Here is a 21904-nt window from a genome sequence, read left to right as displayed (position 1 = left end):
GAGAACCACCATGCAAACGACGATCACGCGCGCGGGGAGCGGCCTGTGCACCCTGCTGGCGTTGGCAGCCTGCGGCAGCAACCATGCACCGGAAGAGCTGAACCAGATGCCGGGCTACCTGGGCACCATCACGCGCGCCGACTACGACGGCAAGAGCAATGATCTGCTCACGGCCGGCCTGGGCAAGACGGGGCTGGCGGCGGCCACGCCCGCGTATGCGAACGGGGAGCAGCCGACGCCACTCGAGCTGCGTCGCAATGCGATACACGCCAACTACCGCGCCGTGCTCGATATCAGCGCCAACAGCGGCTACGGCACCCTGTACGGCCCGAACGTGGATGCGTCCGGGAACGTGGGCACGGGCGAGGGCTTGATCGCCGGCAGCGAATACATCGCGTATGCCGACGATGGCACGGGCAAGAAGAATGTCACCCTGATGGTGCAGGTGCCGGCCAGCTTCGACCCGGACCATGCCTGCATCGTCACGGGCACGTCCAGCGGCTCGCGCGGCATTTACGGCGCCATCGGCAGTTCGGGCGAATGGGGGCTGAAAAAGGGCTGCGCCGTGGCGTATGCCGACAAGGGCTCCGGCACGGGCCTGTATGTGTTTGAAGATGACAGCGTCAACCTGCAGAACGGCGTGCGCGCGGGCAGGGTGGCCGCCGGCAAGAACGCGCTCTTCGCGCCCGACTTGAGCGATGCCGACCGGCTGGCCTGGGCTGCTGCCAACCCGAACCGCATCGCCTTCAAGCACGCGCATTCGCAGCAGAATCCCGAGAAGGATTGGGGCAAGGTCACCCTGCAGGCCATCGAGATGGCGTATTACGTGTTGAACGAGCGCTATGGCGTGCTGGCCCGCGACGGCAGTTCGCGCGTCGTGCGGCTGACGCCGAAGAACACCATCACGATTGCCTCCAGCATTTCCAACGGCGCCGGCTCGGCCTTGCTGGCGGCGGAACAGGATAGCAAGGGCTTGATCGGCGGCGTGGCGGCCAGCGAGCCGCAAGTCCAGCCGGCGCCATCGACTGCCTACAGTGTGCGCCAGGGCGGGGCGCTCGTCGCCAATCCCGGCCGCGCGCTGTTCGATTACGCCACCTATGCCGCCCTGTATCAGCCGTGCATCGCTTCCGTGGCGGGCAATGCGGGACGCTGTACGGCGCTGGTGACCAAGGGCTTGCTGAACGGCGCCGACCTGGCGGCGCAGCAGGCGGACGCGAAACAGCGCTTGCGCGCGTATGGCTGGCTAGCGGATTCCGATCCGCTGCAGGCGGCGCACGCGGGCACGAATATCCTCGTGGCCGTCACGTATGCGTATGCCTACGGCAAATTCTCTGTGACCGATAAAGTGTGCGGTTTCACGTTTGCGCAGACGGATCTCAGCGGCAATCCGGTCGCGTTTACCACGGCGCAAAAGGCTGTCAGCTTTGCCGCGCAGAGCGGCATCGTGGGCAATGTCGTGTACGAGAACAGCGTGGGCGGCGCCAGGGTGTACACGGCCGGCGTGTCGCCATCGAGCAGCCTGGCGGACCAGTCGCTCGACGGCTTCCTGTGCCTGCGCAGCCTGGCGACGGGACGCGATGCCGTCAGCAACGCCAACTTGCAGGGTACGCTGGCCGCGCAAAGCGTGCGCGTGCGGGCAGGCATGGCCGAGGTGCAGGCGACGGGCAAACTCAATGGCAAGCCGGCCCTCATCGTGCATGGCCGCAGCGACACCTTGATTCCCGTCAATCACGCTTCGCGCGCCTATCTGGGGCTGAACGCAGCGGCGGAGGGGACGAATAGCCGCTTGCGCTATATCGAGGTGACCAACGCGAACCACTTCGATTCCTTCAGCAGCGCCTTGCCGACCCTGATCGTGCCCCTGCACGTGTACCTGAACCGGGCGCTGGACGCCATGTATGCGCACTTGAACGCCAAGCAAGCCTTGCCGCCATCGCAGGTGGTGCGCACGGTGACGCGCGCCGATGCGTCGACCCTGATCACGAATGTCAACGTGCCGGCCATTGCGGCAACGCCGGCGGCCGGCAATGTCATCAGCGTGACGGGCACGGTGGTGGATATTCCCAACTAGCGGCGGCTTGTGGTCGCAAGGCTAGCCACGCGTCATGCGTGGCTTTTTTTATGTCTTGTATGTTTTTACAGCGCGGCCGCATAGATGGCGCGCGCATCGCCGCGCGTGACGGGACGGGGATTATTGCCCAGCAAGCGCGTCTGCAGCATGGCTTCGTCGGCCAGCCGGTCCAGGTCGCTGGCCGCGATGCCCACCTCGCGCAGGGTGCGGGCGATGCCCGTGGCCGAGGCAATCTCCTGCATGGCGTCGATCAGGGCGTTCGCCCGCGCCTCATCGCTGCCCGTAACGCCGGGCTGCACGATGGCTGCCAGTTGCGCGTACAGGGGCGCCGCGTGGGACAGATTAAAACGCAGCACGTGCGGCAGCACCAGCGCATTCGACAAGCCATGTGGCACGTGGAACAGTCCTCCGATGGGATAGGCGAGCGCATGCACGGCGGCCACGGGGGCGTTGGCAAACGCCTGGCCGGCCAGCATGGCGCCCAGCAGCATGGCTTGGCGCGCCGGCAAGTGGCTGCCATCGCGGCAGGCCGTGAGCAGATTGGCGGACAGCAGCGACAGCGCCTGGCTGGCCAGCATGTCGGACAAGGGATTTTTCAACAGACGGCTGGTGTACGCTTCGATCGCATGCACCATGGCGTCGATGCCGGTGGCGGCTGTCACTGCGGGCGGCAAGCCCAGAGTCAGGCTGGCGTCGAGGATGGCCAGGTCCGCATACAGTTGCGGCGCCACCACGCCCATCTTGCTGGTGGCGCCCGTGGTGACGATGGCGATGTGCGTCACTTCCGAGCCCGTGCCCGCTGTGGTCGGCAATTGCACCAGGGGCAGGCGCTGACCGTGGACATTGCCGATGCCATACAGTTGGGCCAGTTCCTGGTGGCCGGGGACCAGCACGGCGATCAGCTTGGCCACGTCCAGCGAGCTGCCGCCACCGAGGCCGATAATCAGTTCCACGTGAAACATCCGGGCCTGGGCCACGCCTGCCAGCACGATGGCTTCGGGCGGATCGGCTTGCACGTCGGAAAAAACATGGGTGTCGATGCCCGCCGTCCGCAAGCTGTGCAGAGGGGCATCGGCCAGTCCCGTCCGCAGAAACCCTGCATCGGTGACGAGCAGGGCGCGGCGGACGGTGGGGAAGTGGTGGGCGATATGCGCGCCCAGCTGGGCGGCGGCGCCCGGTTCAACGATCAGGTGCGGCACGGTGCGGAACTGGAAGGCGGGCATGCAGACTCCTGGCGGCAAGGACAGAAGCCAAGCTTACTCCGCTTTCCCGCGCCGCGTATGTTTCACGTGGAACCGTTTAGTCTTGCAGCTGGCTAGCCAACCCCAGGCTCACGAGCAGCGACAGGCTGGAAACGGCCGCCAGCACGCGGAATGTGCGCGCATCTTGCCGATACTCGCGCACGGCCGCATAGGCCAGACCGGCGCCCATCAGCAGGTTGAGCAACAGCAGCTTGCTCATTCCCACTCCAGCGCACCGCGTTTCCATTCATAGGCCAGGCCGATGGTCAGTACGCCCAGGAAACCCATGACGGCCCAGAAGCCGGGCAAGCCCAGTTCATTGACGTTGGCCGCCCACGGCATCAGGAAGATCACCTCGATATCGAACAGGATGAACAGGATGGCCACCAGGTAGAAGCGGATGTCGAACTTCATGCGCGCGTCGCCGAATGCTTCGAAGCCGCATTCGTACGGCGACAGTTTTTGCGGGTCCGGCTTGTGCGGACCCAGCGTGCGGCCCAGCAGCATGGGCACGATGCCGACCAGGATGCCGATCAGAATGAACAGGAGGACGGGAAAATAGTTTTCGAGGAGCATGGGGATTCCTCTCAGTGGCTGGACGACAGTTTCATCAACACGATGCCGCACACGATGAGGACGGCGGCGCACACGCGCATGGTATTGACTTGCTCGCCCAGAAAGACGATGCCGACGATGAAGGCGCCGACGGCGCCGATGCCCGTCCAGATGGTGTAGGCCGTGCCCAAGGGCAGGGTGCGCATGGCCAGGGACAGCAAGCCGAAGCTGGCGATCATCATGACGATGGTAACAACGGAGGGAGTGAGTTTGGTGAAACCCTCGGAGAGTTTCATCGAGTATGCCCACACGACTTCAAACATGCCGGCAATGAGTAACAGTATCCAGGCCATGGCGGCTCCTTATACAGAGCGGGCCGTCCCGGTGTGTTCCCATGATGGGGGAGGCCGTCCTCCTGGATGATCGTCCCGCTGGCCACTGGCGTGGTCACGTTGGCGGACGATGCGGCAATTGTAGCAAACATTTCACGCCACCGCAGCCCCCTGCCTGACCACGCTGCGTGTTCCACGTGAAACAGAAATCGCCGTTGGCTTGCCCCTGCTGAGTAAAAATTAAGCAAAAAATGCGCTGCGCAAGGTTGCGCTTGCAAAAAGACTCTATAATCGGAGCTCTCATCCCGCATTTTTACTTGCACTGTTACCTATTTATCATGTTATTTCCTACAGAATTCGACGTCATCGTTGTCGGTGGTGGTCACGCCGGTACCGAGGCGGCCCTCGCTTCCGCCCGCATGGGGCAGAAGACGCTATTGCTCACGCATAATATTGAGACACTGGGCCAGATGTCGTGCAACCCTTCCATCGGCGGCATCGGCAAGGGCCACCTGGTCAAGGAAGTCGACGCCATGGGCGGCGCGATGGCGATCGCCACCGACGAGTCCGGTATCCAGTTCCGCATCCTGAATTCCTCGAAAGGCCCGGCAGTCCGCGCCACGCGCGCCCAGGCCGACCGTATTTTGTACAAGGCCGCCATCCGTACGCGCCTGGAAAACCAGGCTAACCTGTGGCTGTTCCAGCAAGCGGTCGATGATCTGATCGTCGAAGGCGACCGTGTCGTCGGCGCCGTGACGCAGATCGGCCTGAAGTTTCTCGCGCGCGCCGTCGTGCTGACGGCCGGCACTTTCCTCGACGGCAAGATCCACGTGGGCTTGAATAACTACTCGGCCGGCCGTGCCGGCGACCCGCCCGCCATCTCGCTGTCGGCCCGCCTGAAAGAGCTGAAACTGCCGCAGGGGCGCCTGAAAACGGGCACGCCGCCGCGCATCGATGGGCGCACGATCGACTTTTCCGTGATGCAAGAGCAGCCGGGCGACCTCGATCCCGTGCCCGTCTTTTCCGTGATGGGCAATACGGCCATGCACCCGCGCCAAGTGCCGTGCTGGGTCACGCATACGAATAGCCAGACGCACGACATCATCCGCGCCGGCCTGGACCGCAGCCCCATGTATACGGGCGTGATCGAAGGCGTGGGGCCCCGCTATTGCCCCTCGATCGAAGACAAGATCCACCGTTTCTCGGGCAAGGAATCGCACCAGATATTCCTCGAGCCGGAAGGCTTGACGACGCATGAGTTCTATCCGAACGGCATCTCCACGAGCTTGCCGTTCGACGTGCAGATCGCTCTGGTGCAATCGATGAAGGGCATGGAAAACGCGCACATCCTGCGTCCCGGCTATGCCATCGAATACGATTATTTCGACCCGCGCGGCTTGAAGGCGTCCCTGGAAACGAAGGCCGTCGCCGGCCTGTTCTTTGCCGGCCAGATCAACGGCACCACGGGCTACGAGGAAGCGGCCGCGCAAGGCATGCTGGCGGGCCTGAATGCGGCCTTGCTGACGCAGGATAAGGAAGCCTGGGTACCTGGCCGCTCCGAGGCCTATCTGGGCGTGCTGGTCGACGATCTGATCACGCAGGGCGTGCAGGAACCGTACCGCATGTTCACCAGCCGCGCCGAGTACCGTTTGAGCCTGCGCGAAGACAATGCCGACATGCGCTTGACGGAAATCGGCCGCGCTCTGGGCTGCGTGGGCGACGCCCAATGGCAGGCGTTTGAAACGAAGCGCGAAGCGGTGGCGCGCGAGCTCGAGCGCCTGCGTTCCACGTGGGTCAACCCGCGCATCCTGGCGGCCGCCGAATCGGAACGCATCGTGGGCCAGGCCATCGAGCGCGAGTATTCGCTGGCGGACTTGCTGCGCCGTCCGAACGTCGCCTACGACACCTTGATGAGCATGACGGGCGTCGAAGGCCAGGCCCTGGCCGGCCCCGGCGTGGCGGATCCCGCTGTGCGCGAACAGGTGGAAATCCAGCTCAAATATGCGGGCTACATCGAGCGCCAGAGCAAGGAAATCGAGCGTCACGAACACTACGAAAACCTGGCCTTGCCCGAGGGTTTCAATTACCTCGATATCGGTGCACTGTCGGTCGAAGTGCGGCAAAAACTCGACAAGCAGCGCCCGGAAACCCTGGGCCAGGCTTCGCGCATTTCCGGCGTGACGCCGGCGGCGATTTCGCTGCTGCTGGTTCACCTGAAAAAGCGCGGCTTCGGTGCCGCGCAGACCACCACTTTAAAGGACGAGGTTGTTGAATGAAGCAGTTTGACCGGGCCGCATTGGCCCAGATTTTGAATGAAGGCATCGCCGCGCTGGGGCTGGACCTGAGCGCGGATCAGACGGAAAAACTGCTCGATTACCTGGCCTTGCTGGCCAAATGGAACAGCGTGTACAACCTGACGTCGGTGCGCGATCCGCTGCAGATGCTGACCCTGCACGTGCTCGATTCGCTGGCCGCCGTGCCGGCGTTCGCGCAGGCGAAAAACGTGCTCGACGTGGGCGCCGGCGGCGGCTTGCCGGGCATGGTGCTGGCCATCGCGCGGCCCGATGTGAAGGTGTCGATGATCGACACGGTGCATAAAAAGACGGCATTCCTGACGCAAGTGAAGGCCGAACTGGGTTTGAGCAACGTGACCGTGTACACGAAACGCGTGGAACAGCTGGAAGTGCAGCAGAAATTCGACGTGATCACTTCGCGCGCCTTTGCCGACCTGTCCGACTTCGTCAACTGGTCGAATCACGTGCTGGCCGAGGGCGGGCAATTCATCGCCTTGAAAGGGGTGGCACCGCCAGACGAGCGCGAGAGACTGCCGGCAGACTGGCAAGTGACGGAATTGCGGCCTATCCAGGTGCCAGGGCTAAATGCAGAGCGTCATCTGGTCTTTATAGCAAGAATTTAAAAGCCGGAAATTAAACGGTATAAATCATATAAACAGTTTATACGGTATAAACGATATAAATGATTTATATCGTATAAATGAAATAAATAATATAAATCGTTTCGGCCGGATGCCGGGGCGCACGATGAAGTTTGCATCTCTTTACAATTAGAAGATACATGGCCAAAATTTTTTGTGTAGCAAATCAAAAGGGTGGTGTTGGTAAAACCACAACAAGCGTCAACCTCTCCGCCGGTCTGGCCAAGTTGAACCAGCGCGTGCTGCTGGTCGACCTCGACCCGCAGGGCAACGCGACCATGGGCGCCGGCATCAACAAGGCCGGACTGAAGGCGTCGACCTATGAAGTGATGCTGGGCGAATCCGATGTCAAGACGGCACGCCAGCGTTCGGAAGCGGGGCGCTTCGATGTCTTGCCGTCGAACCGCGAGCTGGCCGGCGCGGAAGTGGAGATGGTCGAACTGGACAACCGCGAACGCCGCCTGAAGGATGCGCTGGCCGAAGTGGATGGCGAATACGACTTCATATTAGTAGATTGCCCACCGGCATTATCGATGCTGACCCTGAACGGCCTGTGCGCCGCGCATGGCGTGATCATCCCGATGCAGTGCGAGTACTACGCGCTGGAAGGTTTGTCCGACCTGGTCAATACCATCAAGAAGGTGCATGCCAACCTGAACCCGGATCTGAAGATCATCGGCTTGTTGCGCGTGATGTTCGATCCGCGCATGACATTATCGCAACAAGTGTCGGCGCAGCTGGAGCAGCACTTCGGCGACAAGGTATTCAATACCATCATCCCGCGCAACGTCCGTCTGGCCGAAGCGCCATCGTACGGCTTGCCTGGCGTGACCTTCGACCCCAGCTCGAAAGGTGCCCAGGCGTATATCGCCTTCGGCGCCGAGATGGTCGAACGCATCAAACATATGTAAACAAGGGGCGAGCGCCTGCACATTGTGATGTAAGCGCTTACTCTGAAAACACGATTAGGACAGCATGGCTACGAAAAAATTAAAAGGACTGGGTCGCGGACTCGACGCCCTGTTGGGCGGCGGCGGCGACTTTGCCGGTCCGGACACGAATCAACCGTCGAACTTGCCCGTGTCGCAAATGCAAGCCGGCAAATACCAGCCGCGCACGCGCATGGACGAGGGGGCCTTGAATGAACTGGCCGCCTCGATCAAGGCGCAGGGGCTGATGCAGCCGATCCTGGTGCGCCCGATCGGGCAGGATACCCTGAGCGGCATTATCAAATATGAAATCATCGCCGGCGAACGCCGTTTTCGCGCCTCGCAGCTGGCGGGCCTGACGGAAGTGCCGGTGCTGGTGCGCGATGTGGACGATCTGGCGGCGGCGGCCATGGCGCTGATCGAGAACATCCAGCGCGAAGACTTGAATCCGCTGGAAGAGGCGCAGGGCATCCACCGCCTGATCGCCGACTTCAGTTTTACGCATGAGCAAGCGGCCACTGCGCTGGGACGCTCGCGCAGCGCCGTGTCGAACCTGTTGCGTTTGATGAATCTGGCTTCTCCCGTGCAAACCATGCTGATGGCCGGCGATATCGACATGGGCCATGCGCGCGCGCTGCTGGCCGTCGATGCGGCCAGCCAGATCACCCTGGCGAACCAGGTCGTGGCCAAGCGCCTGTCCGTGCGTGAAACGGAAAAGCTCGTTACCCGCACGGTCGAGGAAGCGGCCAACCCGGTCGAGCCGCGGCAGAAGGAAAAGTCCGGCGACATCGCGCGCTTGGAAGAAGAGTTGTCCGATGCGCTGGCCACGCCCGTGGTGTTCAAGATGGGCAACAAGGGCCGTGGCCAATTGGTGATTGATTTTGCCGATCTTGACGTGCTCGATGGTTTGTTGACCCGCTTGCGTGGTTAAATAGCAAGCTGCAAAGACAGGGGCCATACGGGTGTGGACGATCCGGCCATGCTTTCCAGATGCACCACGTGATTCCTTGATAACACGGCTGGAAGCGGCCAGACAAGCGACTTTGCCATATAGTGGTGCAAAAGGCGGCGAATAGTCGGTAAAGCGTCAGTTTCACGCAGCAATTGCCCTGCTGCGGTGCAGCAACGTTTGACTCTATAGATCAAAGCCAACTATAATCCCGTGTCTTTGCGTGTGTAGATTTTTCTGGGAACTTGGCAATTGAGTGATTCACAACAAAGTATTGCCAAGCCAGTCTACAAAGTAGTTGCATTGCAGCTAGCAATCGCTATCAGCTTTGCCACGGTCACCCTGTTTTTCGGTGGCAATGTCAGAGGCTGGTCCGCCGCATACGGCGGCGCTATCGCAGTCATCGGTAGCCTGGTGTATGCCCTGTTGGTGGTTCGCGGTTCTAGCGACGCCAACAAGGCATTCCGGGCGCATTTGCGCGCAGAAGTGGTGAAAATATTTATCACAGCGGTGCTGTTTATATTGGCACTGGTGTTGTTTCAGTCGGCCGCCTGGTTATGGCTGATCTTGGGTTTCGCGGTGGCAACCTTAGCATACTGGTTTTCATTGCTCGCTGTTTAATCATTGGTTTTGGGGCCTGTTGAGCTCTGAAACGACAAATCTAAATTCATTATGACCACAGAACACGCTATTGAAGCGGGCCATGCTGCCCCGGCCAACGCCACAGAATACATCAGTCACCATCTGGCCCACCTGAGAAGTGCCGACGGCATGATCAATCTGGATACGTTCTGGATTTCGGCCATTCTGGGCTTTGTTTTCCTGGCTGTTTTCTATATGGCGTCGCGCCGCGCGACGGCTGGTGTCCCTGGCAAGTTGCAAAACTTCGTCGAAATGGTCATGGAAATCGTCAATGACACTATTAATGGGGCCTTCCACGCGAAAAGCAAGGTCATCGCGCCGCTGGCCATCACTATTTTTGTGTGGGTCTGGTTGCTCAACGCGATGGACTTCCTGCCGGTTGACCTGTTGCCGAAGATCCTGAGCTGGTTTGGCGTGCATAAACTGCGCGCCGTGCCGACCGCCGACGTCAACCACACCTTCGCCATGTCGCTGTCGGTCGTGCTGTGCGTGATCGCTTTCTCGATCAAGGCCAAGGGCCTGGGCGGCTGGATCAAGGAACTGTTCACGGCACCGTTCCATGCGAGCGGCCTGATCGGCACGATCGCCCTGGCACCTGTCAATTTCCTGCTGCAAATGGTTGAGCTGGTTGCAAAACTGATCTCCCTGTCGCTGCGACTGTTCGGCAATATGTATGCCGGCGAACTGATTTTCATCTTGATCGCGTTGTTGCCTTGGTGGGCACAGTGGGCGTTGGGTGGTCCATGGGCAATTTTCCATATCTTGATTGTAACTTTGCAAGCTTTTGTGTTTATGGCGTTGACGGTTGTGTATCTGAGCCTTGCGGTTGAGAAACATTAATCATTAACTTTATATTTTGTTTTTTTAGTATCTTTCGTTTTTAAATTTAGGAGAATTTTATGCAAGCTCTGATCGCACAAGTACAAAGCATGACCGTTCTGGCAGCAGCAATCATCATCGGCCTGGCCGCAATCGGCACCGCTCTGGGCTTCGCTATCTTGGGTGGCAAATTCCTGGAAGCTTCGGCACGTCAACCAGAACTGATGCCACAACTGCAAACCAAACTGTTCGTTATCGCTGGTCTGCTGGATGCTATCTCGATGATCGGCGTTGGTGTTGCTCTGCTGTACACGTTCGCTAACCCGTTCCTGTCCGCTCTGACGGCTGTTGCTCAGTAATTCGCTCCAACCCTAGGAGAAACTTTTAGTTAGGAGCAAAGGTATGGACATCAATATGTCGCTCATCGGCCAGATGATCACCTTCGCGGTGTTGGTCTGGTTCTCGATGAAGTTCGTATTTCCAGCGCTGAACAACGCGCTGGATGAGCGTGCCAAACGAATCGCGGATGGATTGGCTGCGGCCGATCAAGGTCAGGCTTCGATGGCAGTCGCTGAAAAGCGTGCGCAAGAGGCATTGAACAGTGCACGTGAAGAAGCGTCGCAACGCGTTGCGGACGCTGAAAAGCGCGCGCAGCTGGTTGCTGAAGAGATCAAGCAAAATGCACAAGCTGAAGCTGCGCGTATCATTGCGCAAGCCCAGTCGGACGCCGAACAGCAACTGTCGAAAGCACGCGAACAATTGCGCGCTCAGGTGGCTGACCTGGCTGTCAAGGGTGCCGAGCAGATCTTGAAGCGTGAAGTAAACGCTACGGCTCACGCCGAAATGTTGCAGCGTCTTGCTGTCGAGCTGTAATCATGGCAGAACTCGCAACCGTCGCCCGTCCCTACGCGGAAGCTTTGTTCCGCGTAGCCCAAGCTGGTAAGGAGTCAAGCAACCTCGCGGCGTGGCCCGAACTGGTGTCCGAACTGGCACAGATCGGTAGCCACCCCGAGGTACAGGCGTACGCGCGCAATCCGAAAGTTTCGGAAAGCGACGTCGCCGCCACCATCCTGTCGTTGTTGAAATCGCCGCTCAATGAGGAAGTGAAAAACTTCGTCACGATGTTGATCGAAAATGGCCGCATCAGCCTGCTGCCGGAAATCGGCGCGCAATTCCATGCCTTGAAAAATGGCCTGGAAGGTGCGGCTGACGCCGAGATCACGAGCGCTTTCGATCTGAGCGAAGGCCAAACGGCCGAGCTGGTCGCAACGCTGGAAAAGAAATTCAGTCGTAAGCTCAACCCTGCCGTCACAGTGGATCCATCGCTGCTCGGCGGCGTGCGCGTGGTTGTTGGCGACCAAGTGCTCGACACCTCGGTGCGCGCCAAGCTGCAGCAACTGCACGCTGCACTGGTGTCGTAAGACACGCGCTTCGGCAGGCCAGCTTAGACAGACCCTTACCCCTCGCGCAAGCTGAGAGAAACACTTTTAGGAGTTAGTATGCAACTCAACCCATCTGAAATCAGCGAGTTGATCAAGAGCCGGATCCAAGGTCTTGACGGCGGCGCTGAAGTGCGTAATCAAGGCACGGTTATTTCCGTCGCCGACGGTATCTGCCGCATCCACGGTTTGTCGGACGTGATGCAAGGCGAGATGCTGGAATTCCCAGGCAACACGTTTGGCCTGGCCATGAATCTGGAACGCGACTCCGTCGGTTCCGTGATTCTGGGTGCCTACGAGCACATCTCCGAAGGCGACACGGTGAAATGCACCGGCCGCATTCTGGAAGTGCCAGTCGGTCCTGAGCTGCTCGGCCGCGTTGTCAACGCGCTGGGTCAGCCGATCGACGGCAAAGGCGCCATCGAGACCAAACTGACGGCCGCGATTGAAAAAATCGCCCCGGGCGTGATCGCCCGTGAATCCGTTTCGCAACCAATGCAAACCGGCCTGAAATCGATCGATGCGATGGTTCCAGTTGGCCGCGGCCAGCGCGAACTGATCATCGGCGACCGTCAAACCGGCAAGTCGGCTGTGGCGATTGATGCGATCATCAATCAAAAAGGCCAGGGCATGAAGTGTATCTACGTCGCGATTGGCCAAAAAGCCTCGTCGATCAAGAACATCGTGCGCTCGCTGGAACAGCACGGCGCGATGGAATACACCATCGTTGTCGCCGCTTCCGCTTCGGAATCGGCCGCCATGCAATACATCTCGCCGTACTCCGGTTGCGCCATGGGCGAATACTTCCGTGACCGCGGTGAAGATGCACTGATCGTCTACGATGATCTGTCCAAACAAGCTGTTGCATACCGTCAAATCTCGCTGCTGCTGCGCCGTCCACCAGGTCGCGAAGCGTACCCAGGCGACGTGTTCTACCTGCACAGCCGCCTGCTGGAACGCGCAGCACGCGTGAACGCCGACTACGTCGAGAAGTTCACCGACGGCGCCGTCAAAGGCAAGACCGGTTCCCTGACGGCACTGCCGATCATTGAAACGCAAGCTGGCGACGTGTCCGCATTCGTTCCAACCAACGTGATTTCGATTACCGACGGTCAGATCTTCCTGGAAACCTCGCTGTTCAACGCCGGTATCCGTCCTGCAATTAACGCCGGTATTTCCGTATCGCGCGTCGGTGGCGCCGCCCAGACCAAGGTCATCAAAAACCTGTCCGGCGGTATCCGTACCGACTTGGCGCAGTACCGTGAACTGGCCGCGTTTGCGCAGTTCGCTTCGGACCTGGATGAATCGACCCGCAAGCAGCTGGACCGCGGTGCGCGCGTAACGGAATTGCTCAAGCAAGCCCAATACTCGCCACTGTCGATCTCGCTGATGGCCGTATCGCTGTTCTCGGTGAACAAAGGCTTCATGGACGACGTGCCAGTCAAGCAAGTGCTGTCGTTTGAAGCTGGTGTCCACGCTTACATGAAGACCAAGCAAGCTGCTCTGCTGGCCAAGATCGAAGAAACCAAGCAACTCGACAAAGACAGCGAAGCAACTCTGTCGGCGGCCATTGCTGATTTCAAGAAATCCGGCGCATATTAAGCGGCCAGGCGGCGCCCACCTTTGAGTGAGGCGCCGCCCTACGCGCAGAAGGAGTAAGGACTCATGGCATCAAGCAAAGAGATACGAGGCAAGATCAAGAGCGTAGAGAATACGAAGAAGATCACCAAGGCGATGGAAATGGTCGCCGCGTCCAAAATGCGCAAGGCGCAAGACCGGATGCGGGCCGCCCGTCCCTACAGTGACAAGATTCGGAATATCGCCGCCAATCTGGCGACCGCCAATCCGGAATACACGCACCCGTTCCTGGCAGCTGCCCAGGGTACGCAAGCGAAGGCAGTGGGTTTCATCGTTGTCACGACCGACAAGGGTCTGTGCGGCGGCATGAACACCAACATCCTGCGCCAGGTGACGTCGAAGTCGCGCGAGCTGGAAGCAGCTGGCAACCGGGTTGAAGCAGTTGCCATCGGTAACAAGGGTTTGGGTTTTTTGAATCGCATCGGCGTCAAGATCATTGCGCACGCCATTCAAACCGGTGATACGCCCCACCTGGACAAATTGATCGGACCCGTCAAGGTCATGCTCGAAGAGTTCCAGGCAGGCAAGATCGATGCAGTGTACCTGTGCTACACCAAATTCATCAACACGATGAAACAGGAACCAGTCGTGGAGCAATTGCTGCCCCTGACGGCCGACAAGATGGTCGCCGACAAGGGCGCCCACTCGTGGGATTACATCTACGAGCCGGACGCGCAAAGCGTGATCGACGAATTGCTGGAGCGCTATGTAGAAGCGCTGGTGTACCAGGCAGTCGCGGAGAATCTGGCGTCCGAGCAATCGGCACGGATGGTCGCGATGAAAGCTGCAAGCGACAACGCGGGTAGTGTGATCGGCGAATTGAAGCTGATCTACAACAAGACCCGTCAAGCTGCGATTACCAAAGAACTCTCCGAAATCGTCGCCGGTGCGGCTGCGGTTTAAACGAATTTAACTATATTGAAGGAACGAACATGGCTGATGGCAAAATCGTTCAGTGTATCGGCGCTGTGGTGGACGTTGAGTTTCCCCGCAACGCGATGCCTAAGGTATTTGATGCCTTGAAGATGGCAGGCTCGGAACTGACCCTGGAAGTACAACAGCAGTTGGGCGACGGCATTGTCCGTACCATTGCACTCGGCTCGTCCGATGGCCTGCGTCGCGGCATGATGATCCAGAACACCGGCAAACCAATCATGGTACCAGTCGGTAAAGCAACCCTGGGTCGCATCATGGACGTGCTGGGCAACCCGATCGACGAATGCGGCCCTGTGTCGCACGAGCAGATCGCGTCGATCCACCGCACCGCTCCTGCATACGACGAACTGTCGCCATCGCAAGAACTGCTGGAAACCGGCATCAAGGTGATCGATCTGGTTTGTCCGTTTGCAAAAGGCGGTAAAGTTGGTCTGTTCGGCGGCGCTGGCGTAGGCAAGACCGTGAACATGATGGAACTGATTAACAACATCGCCAAGGCGCACAGCGGCGTGTCCGTGTTTGCTGGCGTTGGTGAGCGTACCCGTGAAGGTAACGACTTCTACCACGAGATGGCTGACGCGAAAGTGGTCGATCTGGAAAACCCGGAGAACTCCAAAGTGGCGATGGTCTACGGTCAGATGAATGAACCGCCAGGTAACCGTCTGCGCGTCGCGCTGACCGGCCTGACGATCGCTGAATCGTTCCGTGATGAAGGCAAGGACGTTCTGTTCTTCGTCGACAACATCTACCGCTTCACGCTGGCCGGTACCGAAGTATCGGCACTGCTGGGCCGTATGCCGTCGGCTGTGGGTTACCAACCGACCCTGGCGGAAGAAATGGGCCGTCTGCAAGAGCGTATCACGTCGACCAAGACCGGTTCGATCACCTCGATCCAGGCCGTCTACGTTCCAGCCGATGATTACACCGATCCGTCGCCTGCTACCACGTTTGCTCACTTGGATTCGACCGTTGCGCTGTCGCGTGACATCGCTTCCCTGGGTATCTACCCAGCCGTGGACCCACTGGATTCGACCTCGCGTCAGCTGGATCCGTTGATCGTTGGTCAAGAGCACTACGACACCGCGCGTGCCGTGCAAACGACCCTGCAACGCTACAAGGAATTGCGCGACATTATCGCGATTCTGGGTATGGACGAGCTGGCACCGGAAGACAAACTGCTGGTCGCCCGCGCACGTAAGATGCAGCGTTTCCTGTCGCAGCCTTTCCACGTCGCTGAAGTCTTTACCGGCGCGCCTGGTAAATACGTTTCGCTCAAAGACACGATCAAGGGCTTCAAAATGATCGCTTCGGGCGAACTCGATCACCTGCCGGAACAAGCGTTCTACATGGTCGGCACGATCGAAGAAGCAATCGAAAAAGCCAAGAAACTTAACTAAGTTAAGTCTGGGCCTAACCCCGCCCGTTACACGGCGGGGTTCTTCAACCCGATAGGACACACATGGCACACACAATTCACGTTGACGTGGTTTCCGCTGAAGAACTGATTTTTTCAGGCGAAGCAGAATTCGTCGCGTTGCCGGGTGAACAGGGCGAGCTGGGTATCTACCCACGCCACACGCCTTTGATTACCCGCATCCGTCCGGGCGCGGTCCGCATCAAGGTAGTCGGCCAGGCTGAAGAAGAGTTCGTCTTCGTTGCCGGCGGCCTGCTGGAAGTGCAACCGGATACCGTGACCGTCCTGGCCGATACCGCGATCCGCGGTCACGACCTCGACGAAGCGAAAGCGCTGGAAGCGAAGAAGTTGGCGGAAGAAAATATCCACAACAAGGATTCGGGCATCGACTACGCGCAAGCGCAAGCCGAGCTGGCCAGCGCGATTGCGCAGCTGGCAGCGATCCAGAAGCTGCGCAAGCTGTAATCAGCGAGCCAGCAACAAGAAAGGCAGCCTTCGGGCTGCCTTTTTTTATGCTTTGACGGCTATTCCTGGCGCTTCTGCCTGCTCCTTTCCTGCCCCGCCTTCAATATCGTCTTCCACCTGGCGCGCGCGGCGATGCGCTCGAGCGGCGTTTCCTCGCCGCGCCGGGCGTCGCGCAGCAGCTTGTGATAATTGCGCAGGCGATCTGCATCGACGGCGCCGCGCACCTGGCAGCCTGGTTCGCTGGCGTGCTGGCAATCGCGGAACTGGCACGTCGAGGCGAGCGCCGCGATGTCGTCGAAGGTGGCCGCCAGGGTCTGCGCATCGGCGTCGGCCTGCCAGCTGCGCAAGCCCGGCGTATCGATGATGCAGGCGCCGCTGGCGCACAGGTGCAGCGAGCGCGCCGTCGTCGTATGCCGTCCGCGCCCATCGCCATGGCGCACGCCGTTGGTGGCCTGTTGCGCCGCAGACAGGGTATTGGTCAGGCTGGACTTGCCGGCGCCCGATGAACCGAGCAGCACCAGGGTCTGGCCAGTACCCAGCCAGGGTTCCAGGATGGCCACGTCATACGCATGGCGCGTGTCGATGGCAAACAGGGGCACATGGGGCGGCAGGCGCTGTTTGAGCTGCGCCAGCTTGCCCGGCACGTCGTCGGCCACGTCGGCCTTGCTCAGCACCACCACGGGGCTGACCTGGGCCGCCAGCACGATGGCCAGATAGCGTTCCAGGCGGCGCGGATTAAAATCCCCGTCCAGTCCCATCACCAGCAGGGCCGTATCGACATTGCTGGCCAGTACCTGGCGCCGGCCGTCGTTGCCGCGCCGGGCGATTTGCGTGACTGGGGATAAGTGCGCCGTTATCCACAGCGCGCCGTGAGCATCGTGTTCGGCGGCGACCCAGTCGCCGACCGTGAGGACGGTGTCTTGCGCCAGCAGCTCGTGCAACAGGCGCGGCAGGACCTGTGCCGGGTGTTCCCGGGTGCCGTCGTGCACGAGAAGGCTGTCGCGGTGGACGGCACTCACGCGCAGCAGTTGTGCGGCAGGGGAAGATAAGTCGAGTTGGGTGGCTGCGCCGGCGATGGCCTGCTGCAGCCCGATAAGGCGTAGTTGCGCAAAATCGAATGCGATCATGGTAGCGTGATTCCAAATTCTGTCGTCCGCATACGGACATGAAGCCTGCGCGTGCAGGCACCGCCAGTCGCGATGACTGGCACGAAAGAAAGGGAAGTCGGCTACGCGATCACGCGTATGGGCAATGGCGGGCTAAGGGTCTTAGCGGGGAAAGACCGTGATCAGGCAGCCGACAGCACGGCAGTATCCGAATGGCGCATGTTGTCTACTCCTGTTGTGTGAGGGAAAACGCCAGTGTGCCAGCGGCACGCGCCGCCGTCAATGGATGGCGTGGTTCAGCTGCACATGCCGTAGGCGCTGCGCTCGGGGAAATAGCGGTAGGTAAAGGTGCGCACGGGGTAGCGCTTGCCGCCGACGAGCATGTCGGGCATGGATAAATCAAAGCGCTGCGGCAACTGGTGCGGCAGTTGCAGGCGCAGGCGCCACTGGGTTTCGGCGCTCGAACCGACGGCGGAAAACATGATGGGCAGCTGCTCGATGACGTCGACGATTTCCGCCTTGCGGTTCATGCCGCGCTGGTAGATGGTCAGCACCTTGGCTTCGGCGAAGGGCTGCTGTTTTGGTTCTTCCAGCAGGAAGGACAGGCGCGTAAAACTGGCTTGCGTGCCGATGGGAAGAGTAAAAATCAGCGCCAGCTCCGTGCCGCCATCCTTCAGAGTGACGGGCGGTGTGGCATACACGCTGATACCGCGCGGCAGCTCGAAGCGTGAACCCTCCGTCCACGTCTTGCACTCGGGCGTGGTGGCCTGGTACAGGCTGGGCGCCGTGTAGTCGTTGCAGGCTGAAACCAGCAGCAGCAGGGGCAGGGCAAGGAGGGCGGAACGGCGCATGGGAGTCATGGTTGGAGGATCAGCCGACAGTGTAAGCGATCCCCCCGCGATCCACCAGCGGCGCTAGGAATGCCCGGGTGGCGCGCGCCGCACGGATTGCAGCTGGCAGTGCGCCGCCTGCAACGCATCCTTGATGGCGTCCAGCGCCAGTTGCGGCCGGGCCGCGCCGCACATGAAGATGTCGACGGCGGCAAAGCCGCATTCCGGCCAGGTGTGGATGGAGATGTGCGATTCGGCCAGCAGCACCACGCCCGTGACGCCCTGGCCCGCGCCAAAGCTGTGGAAATGGCTGTGTAGCACCTGGGCGCCGGCCGCGACTGCCGCGTCACGCAACAGGCGCTCGAGCGCGGCGCAATCGCGCAGGCGTTCCGGTGCGATGCCCGACAGATCGGCCAGCAAATGGGTGCCCAGGGGCAGATGCGGTGTGGCTGTCATGCTTACTTGTGGCTGCCGCCGCTGGAGCCGCCGCCATAGCTGGAGCCGCCGCTGCCCGTGCGCGAACTCCAGCTGCTGCCGCTGCTACTGCCGGCCACCTTGAACATGCGCACCCAGTTGGCGGCGGTGACACTGAAGGTCACCATCAGGGCGTAGATCACGTATTTACTCATGGGGGGTCTTTGCATTCTTGTCGAGAAAAGCGGCAGGCAGGAACAGCGCCAGGCAGCCCAGCAAACTCCACATCAAGGTGCTGGAGAACGAGACAAACATGGGGATCGCATTTAAGACCAGCACGATGACGATGAAGACCTTGGCGATGCCGCGGTGGCTCAGCTGGATATTCTGCACGTTGGCGTCGCCATGGAAGGCGGTGCCGAACCAGGCGGCCATCTGATCATGGGCGACGGGCGCGGAGCGCGACCAGGTCATTTCCTCGCCGGTGAGCTCTGCCGCCAGTTTGGTCTGCCCTTGCTCGAATTCAAACACGCGCGTGCTGTCTCCGACGGCCACCTTCCAGTTGAAGGCGCCCGCCGCGTACACGACTTGCGAGCCGTAGTCATACAGCTTGCGGTAGGTGGCACCATCGAGCGTGCAGGTATCGGCGTCCAATGACGCCCAGTTGGGCCAGTTCGGCAGCACGTTCGAGCGCGACCAGCCATCGTCCGTTTCCACCAGCCAGAAGAAGCCGGCGCGCGCGCCATACAGCAGGTATTCGTTCCACTCGCTGCCTTCGTCGTCGGCGCGGCGCATCATGCCGATCACCGTGAAATCCACATTGCTGATCTTCGCGCTGGCGCCCAGCTCCAGGGTGATGTCGGCGTTGTCGTGCACCTGCTTGCCAATGGCCAGCACCTGCGCTTCGGGACCGGAGGCGTCGAGCTGCGCATGGCAGGCGGGGCAGACGAGCTGCGCTGCAGCGCCGGGCACATACTGGATGCCGCTGCCGCAGGAAGGGCAGTCGAGCGCATCGAGCTTGCCGCGGTACTTGCCGGCGCTCCTGGCGATGGCGTCGTCGTCGCGCAGCAGCTGGCACTTCAAACTGTCCAGGGTGACGGCGACGCCCTGGTAGACGATGGGTTGCGGGCCATCCGTGTAGTCGAGCGTGACAAAGCTGGCGTAGTTGCGGAAGTCTGCCACCTGGATGCGCCAGCCGGTACCCACCTTGAAGGGCAGCTCGCCCTGGCCGGCGATGCATTCGGCATTGCGGATCTCGGCGGCCGTGTACGGTTCGCCGCAGATCGTGTAGCGCCTGCCCGGCGCCAGCTCGCCAAAGACGGGCATGGCAGCTTGCGTGCCGCGCTCGCGCGTCAGCGTGTACAGGCCGGACGAGTCGCCCAGCCACGCCGTGCTGGCGTCGTCGAACAGCAGATACCACTCGTTCCACGTGCCGGCGCTGTAGCGCTGCTGGATGCGCCCGACGACGGTGAAGTGCACGCCGTCGTGCACGCCGGCCGTGCCGACCTGGATCGGCGAGTAATCCTCGAGGACGGCCGACATCTTGCCGAGATCTTTGACCGAGTCGGCGTCCTTGAGAATGGTGCTGTGGCAGTACTCGCATACGGCGAGCACGGAAGCGTGCGAGCGGAAATGCACTTCCGCGCCGCAGCTGGGACAGGAAACAGTTTGCATGCAGTCGTATTTCGCCCTAATCAGCCGATCAGTTTTTTCAGCAGTTCAGCCTTGGCGCCATCGTAGTCGGCCGGCGAAATGAGTCCCTTGTCCAATAAACCCTTGAGTTTTTCCAGGCGCGCCTCGACCGGTTCTTCCGCGGGTGCGGGTGGCGCCGTCGGAGCGGGTGCCGGGGCGGGCTGCTGCAGCGCACCGCCCATGCTTTGCGCCATCACCTGGCCGATCGACAGCCCGGCGCCCAGTCCCGCGCCGATGCCGGCCATGCCGCCTTCGTTCTGCGCCGCCAGCGGGATCGCATTGGCGACCTGGAATTTCGTAAAGCCGCTCATCTTGTCGGCGCCCAGGCCACCCTTCATGCCGGCCGAGATGCGCTCGTCCAGCGCCGCCTGCAATTCCTCGGGCAGGCTGATGCTGGCCACATTGAATTCATCGAGACCCACGCCATAGCGGGAAAACGCCTGCGCCAGGCCATCCTTGACTTCCTGCGCCATCAGCGCCTGGTTGGCGGCCATGTCGAGGAAGGGCACATTCGCGCCGCCCAAGGAACTGGCCATGCTCGACATCAAAATGCCGCGCAATTGATCTTCCACCTCGTCGCGCGTATACACTTCGCGCGTGCCGCTGATCTCGGTGAAGAAGGTGCGGGCGTCGGCGATGCGGTACGAGTACATGCCGAAGGCGCGCACGCGGATCATGTCGAAATCCTTGTCGCGGATGGTGATCGGCTGCGGCGTGCCCCATTTGCGGCCAGTCTGCACGCGCGTGCTGAAGTAATACACGTCCGACTTGAAGGGCGAATCGAACAGCTTGTCCCAGTTTTTCAGGTTGGTCAGCAACGGCAAGGTCTGCGTCGTCAGCTTGTGCGTGCCGGGACCGAAGACATCGGCGATCTTGCCTTCATTGACGAAGACGGCCACCTGCGATTCGCGCACATTCAGGATGGCGCCGTTCTGGATCTCGAAATCCTGCATGGGAAAACGCCAGGCCAGTACGCCTTCCGTTTCTTCGTTCCACTGCAGTACGTCGATAAACTGCTTCTTGATAAAGCTGCCGAGGCTCATGATGGTGTCCTTGAATGAGGTAAAACGTCAGGAAATGCAGGCGGCGTTGATGGCGCCGATCGACAGGGAAATGGCGGCCAGCAGGCCGCCGAAGGCGCTGTTGTTCGATTCGATCTGGTCCTTCGACATGCGCAGCAGGCGCGTGGTGACCACATAGGCGAGCAATTGCACCACCATGGCGCCGAAGGCCCAGGCGAAGAACTGCTGGTAGTCGGCCGTGTGCATCAGGGACGAGGCGATGGTGGCGGAAAAACCCAGCATGGCGCCGCCCAGCGACAGGGCCGCTGCCTGGTTGCCCTGGCGGATCAGCAGCACTTCGTTATACGGCGTGACGCGCGTGTAGATGATAAAAAATACAATCAGCAGCCCGGCGGCCAGTAAAAGATGGATCAGATAGTTTAGGATGGCGGGCACGGCATTCCTCACAAATGAGTATTTGATAACGTCAACGCAT

General features: G+C 60.6%; 25 protein-coding genes. 14 read left to right on the top strand and 11 right to left on the bottom strand.

Annotated elements, in window-relative coordinates; all coding sequences use genetic code 11:
- The first annotated feature begins 10 nt into the window (after positions 1-10).
- On the top strand, positions 11-2071 hold the full coding sequence (locus VPH40_RS13000) for a 3-hydroxybutyrate oligomer hydrolase family protein (protein WP_328573615.1): 2061 nt from the start codon (positions 11-13) through the stop codon (positions 2069-2071).
- A gap of 65 nt (positions 2072-2136) precedes the next feature.
- Here VPH40_RS13000 and VPH40_RS12995 read toward each other — a convergent pair whose 3' ends face one another.
- The 4 genes from VPH40_RS12995 to sugE all read right to left on the bottom strand — a co-directional run bounded on the left by VPH40_RS12995 (position 2137) and on the right by sugE (position 4220).
- On the bottom strand, positions 2137-3294 hold the full coding sequence (locus tag VPH40_RS12995; protein ID WP_328573614.1) for an iron-containing alcohol dehydrogenase: 1158 nt from the start codon (positions 3292-3294) through the stop codon (positions 2137-2139).
- A gap of 76 nt (positions 3295-3370) precedes the next feature.
- Positions 3371-3532, bottom strand: coding sequence for a hypothetical protein (locus VPH40_RS12990; RefSeq protein WP_180278653.1), 162 nt, complete (start codon positions 3530-3532; stop codon positions 3371-3373).
- Positions 3529-3888, bottom strand: a complete 360-nt coding sequence (locus VPH40_RS12985; protein WP_305063063.1) for an NADH-quinone oxidoreductase subunit A — start codon at positions 3886-3888, stop codon at positions 3529-3531. The genes VPH40_RS12990 and VPH40_RS12985 overlap by 4 nt, the downstream gene beginning before the upstream one ends.
- Before the next feature lie 11 nt (positions 3889-3899).
- Complete coding sequence (sugE, locus tag VPH40_RS12980; protein ID WP_099665947.1) at positions 3900-4220, bottom strand: quaternary ammonium compound efflux SMR transporter SugE; 321 nt, start codon at positions 4218-4220, stop codon at positions 3900-3902.
- 317 nt (positions 4221-4537) lie between these two features.
- Here sugE and mnmG point away from each other — a divergent pair, with 317 nt between their 5' ends.
- From mnmG to VPH40_RS12915, 13 genes are all read left to right on the top strand, one after another.
- Positions 4538-6475: a tRNA uridine-5-carboxymethylaminomethyl(34) synthesis enzyme MnmG gene (gene mnmG, locus VPH40_RS12975; RefSeq protein ID WP_328573613.1), complete on the top strand. Its 1938-nt coding sequence runs from the start codon at positions 4538-4540 to the stop codon at positions 6473-6475.
- On the top strand, positions 6472-7116 hold the full coding sequence (rsmG, locus tag VPH40_RS12970) for a 16S rRNA (guanine(527)-N(7))-methyltransferase RsmG (protein ID WP_099665945.1): 645 nt from the start codon (positions 6472-6474) through the stop codon (positions 7114-7116). The genes mnmG and rsmG overlap by 4 nt, the downstream gene beginning before the upstream one ends.
- Before the next feature lie 158 nt (positions 7117-7274).
- On the top strand, positions 7275-8045 hold the full coding sequence (locus VPH40_RS12965) for a ParA family protein (RefSeq protein ID WP_034752687.1): 771 nt from the start codon (positions 7275-7277) through the stop codon (positions 8043-8045).
- Between the two features lie 64 nt (positions 8046-8109).
- The gene (locus VPH40_RS12960; RefSeq protein ID WP_328573612.1) at positions 8110-8994 is read left to right on the top strand and encodes a ParB/RepB/Spo0J family partition protein; all 885 of its coding nucleotides are present in this window, start codon (positions 8110-8112) and stop codon (positions 8992-8994) included.
- A 270-nt stretch (positions 8995-9264) separates the two neighbouring features.
- Complete coding sequence (locus tag VPH40_RS12955) at positions 9265-9633, top strand: ATP synthase subunit I (RefSeq protein WP_035823464.1); 369 nt, start codon at positions 9265-9267, stop codon at positions 9631-9633.
- A gap of 51 nt (positions 9634-9684) precedes the next feature.
- Complete coding sequence (atpB, locus tag VPH40_RS12950) at positions 9685-10494, top strand: F0F1 ATP synthase subunit A (RefSeq protein ID WP_046681851.1); 810 nt, start codon at positions 9685-9687, stop codon at positions 10492-10494.
- A 59-nt stretch (positions 10495-10553) separates the two neighbouring features.
- Complete coding sequence (gene atpE, locus VPH40_RS12945) at positions 10554-10832, top strand: F0F1 ATP synthase subunit C (protein ID WP_034752695.1); 279 nt, start codon at positions 10554-10556, stop codon at positions 10830-10832.
- Positions 10833-10875: 43 nt separating this feature from the next.
- Entirely contained in the window at positions 10876-11346 is a 471-nt protein-coding gene (locus VPH40_RS12940) for a F0F1 ATP synthase subunit B (protein ID WP_034752697.1), read from the top strand.
- A gap of 2 nt (positions 11347-11348) precedes the next feature.
- Positions 11349-11894 carry a F0F1 ATP synthase subunit delta gene (locus VPH40_RS12935; protein WP_328573611.1) on the top strand — a complete coding sequence of 182 codons (546 nt, stop codon included), beginning with the start codon at positions 11349-11351 and terminating at the stop codon, positions 11892-11894.
- A gap of 78 nt (positions 11895-11972) precedes the next feature.
- On the top strand, positions 11973-13514 hold the full coding sequence (atpA, locus tag VPH40_RS12930) for a F0F1 ATP synthase subunit alpha (protein ID WP_034752701.1): 1542 nt from the start codon (positions 11973-11975) through the stop codon (positions 13512-13514).
- A 63-nt stretch (positions 13515-13577) separates the two neighbouring features.
- Positions 13578-14453 (top strand): F0F1 ATP synthase subunit gamma, encoded by an 876-nt coding sequence (gene atpG / locus VPH40_RS12925; RefSeq protein ID WP_034783836.1) that lies wholly within the window; start codon positions 13578-13580, stop codon positions 14451-14453.
- A gap of 29 nt (positions 14454-14482) precedes the next feature.
- Positions 14483-15883, top strand: coding sequence for a F0F1 ATP synthase subunit beta (gene atpD, locus VPH40_RS12920; protein WP_034752705.1), 1401 nt, complete (start codon positions 14483-14485; stop codon positions 15881-15883).
- 62 nt (positions 15884-15945) lie between these two features.
- Positions 15946-16365: a F0F1 ATP synthase subunit epsilon gene (locus tag VPH40_RS12915; protein WP_077398374.1), complete on the top strand. Its 420-nt coding sequence runs from the start codon at positions 15946-15948 to the stop codon at positions 16363-16365.
- A gap of 59 nt (positions 16366-16424) precedes the next feature.
- Here VPH40_RS12915 and rsgA read toward each other — a convergent pair whose 3' ends face one another.
- The 7 genes from rsgA to VPH40_RS12880 all read right to left on the bottom strand — a co-directional run bounded on the left by rsgA (position 16425) and on the right by VPH40_RS12880 (position 21864).
- Positions 16425-17492 (bottom strand): ribosome small subunit-dependent GTPase A, encoded by a 1068-nt coding sequence (rsgA, locus tag VPH40_RS12910; protein ID WP_328573610.1) that lies wholly within the window; start codon positions 17490-17492, stop codon positions 16425-16427.
- Positions 17493-17767: 275 nt separating this feature from the next.
- Positions 17768-18322, bottom strand: coding sequence for a hypothetical protein (locus VPH40_RS12905; RefSeq protein ID WP_305053678.1), 555 nt, complete (start codon positions 18320-18322; stop codon positions 17768-17770).
- A gap of 63 nt (positions 18323-18385) precedes the next feature.
- Positions 18386-18757: an adenosylmethionine decarboxylase gene (gene speD / locus VPH40_RS12900; protein WP_328573609.1), complete on the bottom strand. Its 372-nt coding sequence runs from the start codon at positions 18755-18757 to the stop codon at positions 18386-18388.
- A gap of 2 nt (positions 18758-18759) precedes the next feature.
- The gene (locus VPH40_RS12895) at positions 18760-18930 is read right to left on the bottom strand and encodes a hypothetical protein (RefSeq protein WP_328573608.1); all 171 of its coding nucleotides are present in this window, start codon (positions 18928-18930) and stop codon (positions 18760-18762) included.
- A complete protein-coding gene (locus VPH40_RS12890; RefSeq protein ID WP_328573607.1) occupies positions 18923-20389 on the bottom strand; it encodes a DUF4178 domain-containing protein in 1467 nt (488 codons plus the stop codon). Before VPH40_RS12890 ends, VPH40_RS12895 begins: the two co-directional genes overlap by 8 nt.
- A gap of 20 nt (positions 20390-20409) precedes the next feature.
- Complete coding sequence (locus VPH40_RS12885; RefSeq protein WP_328573606.1) at positions 20410-21450, bottom strand: SPFH domain-containing protein; 1041 nt, start codon at positions 21448-21450, stop codon at positions 20410-20412.
- A gap of 27 nt (positions 21451-21477) precedes the next feature.
- A complete protein-coding gene (locus VPH40_RS12880) occupies positions 21478-21864 on the bottom strand; it encodes a DUF350 domain-containing protein (RefSeq protein ID WP_034783828.1) in 387 nt (128 codons plus the stop codon).
- Positions 21865-21904 lie beyond the last annotated feature (40 nt).

Origin of the sequence: Janthinobacterium sp. P210005 (assembly GCF_036231865.1) — a bacterium.
Taxonomy (GTDB): Bacteria; Pseudomonadota; Gammaproteobacteria; order Burkholderiales; family Burkholderiaceae_D; genus Janthinobacterium; species Janthinobacterium kumbetense.
Note: the sequence above shows the minus strand (reverse complement) of the source record. Positions and strands in the feature narration are given on the sequence as shown.

What these genes read in the sequence shown, in the direction of transcription:
- VPH40_RS12915 (WP_077398374.1), top strand. Translation starts at nt 15,946, where the DNA reads ATGGCACACACAATTCACGTTGACGTGGTTTCCGCTGAAGAACTGATT.
- VPH40_RS12990 (WP_180278653.1), bottom strand. Translation starts at nt 3,532, where the DNA reads ATGAGCAAGCTGCTGTTGCTCAACCTGCTGATGGGCGCCGGTCTGGCC.
- atpA (WP_034752701.1), top strand. Translation starts at nt 11,973, where the DNA reads ATGCAACTCAACCCATCTGAAATCAGCGAGTTGATCAAGAGCCGGATC.
- VPH40_RS12885 (WP_328573606.1), bottom strand. Translation starts at nt 21,450, where the DNA reads ATGAGCCTCGGCAGCTTTATCAAGAAGCAGTTTATCGACGTACTGCAG.
- atpG (WP_034783836.1), top strand. Translation starts at nt 13,578, where the DNA reads ATGGCATCAAGCAAAGAGATACGAGGCAAGATCAAGAGCGTAGAGAAT.
- VPH40_RS12960 (WP_328573612.1), top strand. Translation starts at nt 8,110, where the DNA reads ATGGCTACGAAAAAATTAAAAGGACTGGGTCGCGGACTCGACGCCCTG.
- VPH40_RS12890 (WP_328573607.1), bottom strand. Translation starts at nt 20,389, where the DNA reads ATGCAAACTGTTTCCTGTCCCAGCTGCGGCGCGGAAGTGCATTTCCGC.
- VPH40_RS12935 (WP_328573611.1), top strand. Translation starts at nt 11,349, where the DNA reads ATGGCAGAACTCGCAACCGTCGCCCGTCCCTACGCGGAAGCTTTGTTC.
- atpE (WP_034752695.1), top strand. Translation starts at nt 10,554, where the DNA reads ATGCAAGCTCTGATCGCACAAGTACAAAGCATGACCGTTCTGGCAGCA.
- VPH40_RS12940 (WP_034752697.1), top strand. Translation starts at nt 10,876, where the DNA reads ATGGACATCAATATGTCGCTCATCGGCCAGATGATCACCTTCGCGGTG.
- VPH40_RS12965 (WP_034752687.1), top strand. Translation starts at nt 7,275, where the DNA reads ATGGCCAAAATTTTTTGTGTAGCAAATCAAAAGGGTGGTGTTGGTAAA.
- rsmG (WP_099665945.1), top strand. Translation starts at nt 6,472, where the DNA reads ATGAAGCAGTTTGACCGGGCCGCATTGGCCCAGATTTTGAATGAAGGC.
- VPH40_RS13000 (WP_328573615.1), top strand. Translation starts at nt 11, where the DNA reads ATGCAAACGACGATCACGCGCGCGGGGAGCGGCCTGTGCACCCTGCTG.
- sugE (WP_099665947.1), bottom strand. Translation starts at nt 4,220, where the DNA reads ATGGCCTGGATACTGTTACTCATTGCCGGCATGTTTGAAGTCGTGTGG.
- VPH40_RS12905 (WP_305053678.1), bottom strand. Translation starts at nt 18,322, where the DNA reads ATGCGCCGTTCCGCCCTCCTTGCCCTGCCCCTGCTGCTGCTGGTTTCA.
- speD (WP_328573609.1), bottom strand. Translation starts at nt 18,757, where the DNA reads ATGACAGCCACACCGCATCTGCCCCTGGGCACCCATTTGCTGGCCGAT.
- atpB (WP_046681851.1), top strand. Translation starts at nt 9,685, where the DNA reads ATGACCACAGAACACGCTATTGAAGCGGGCCATGCTGCCCCGGCCAAC.
- VPH40_RS12995 (WP_328573614.1), bottom strand. Translation starts at nt 3,294, where the DNA reads ATGCCCGCCTTCCAGTTCCGCACCGTGCCGCACCTGATCGTTGAACCG.
- atpD (WP_034752705.1), top strand. Translation starts at nt 14,483, where the DNA reads ATGGCTGATGGCAAAATCGTTCAGTGTATCGGCGCTGTGGTGGACGTT.
- mnmG (WP_328573613.1), top strand. Translation starts at nt 4,538, where the DNA reads ATGTTATTTCCTACAGAATTCGACGTCATCGTTGTCGGTGGTGGTCAC.
- VPH40_RS12895 (WP_328573608.1), bottom strand. Translation starts at nt 18,930, where the DNA reads ATGAGTAAATACGTGATCTACGCCCTGATGGTGACCTTCAGTGTCACC.
- rsgA (WP_328573610.1), bottom strand. Translation starts at nt 17,492, where the DNA reads ATGATCGCATTCGATTTTGCGCAACTACGCCTTATCGGGCTGCAGCAG.
- VPH40_RS12985 (WP_305063063.1), bottom strand. Translation starts at nt 3,888, where the DNA reads ATGCTCCTCGAAAACTATTTTCCCGTCCTCCTGTTCATTCTGATCGGC.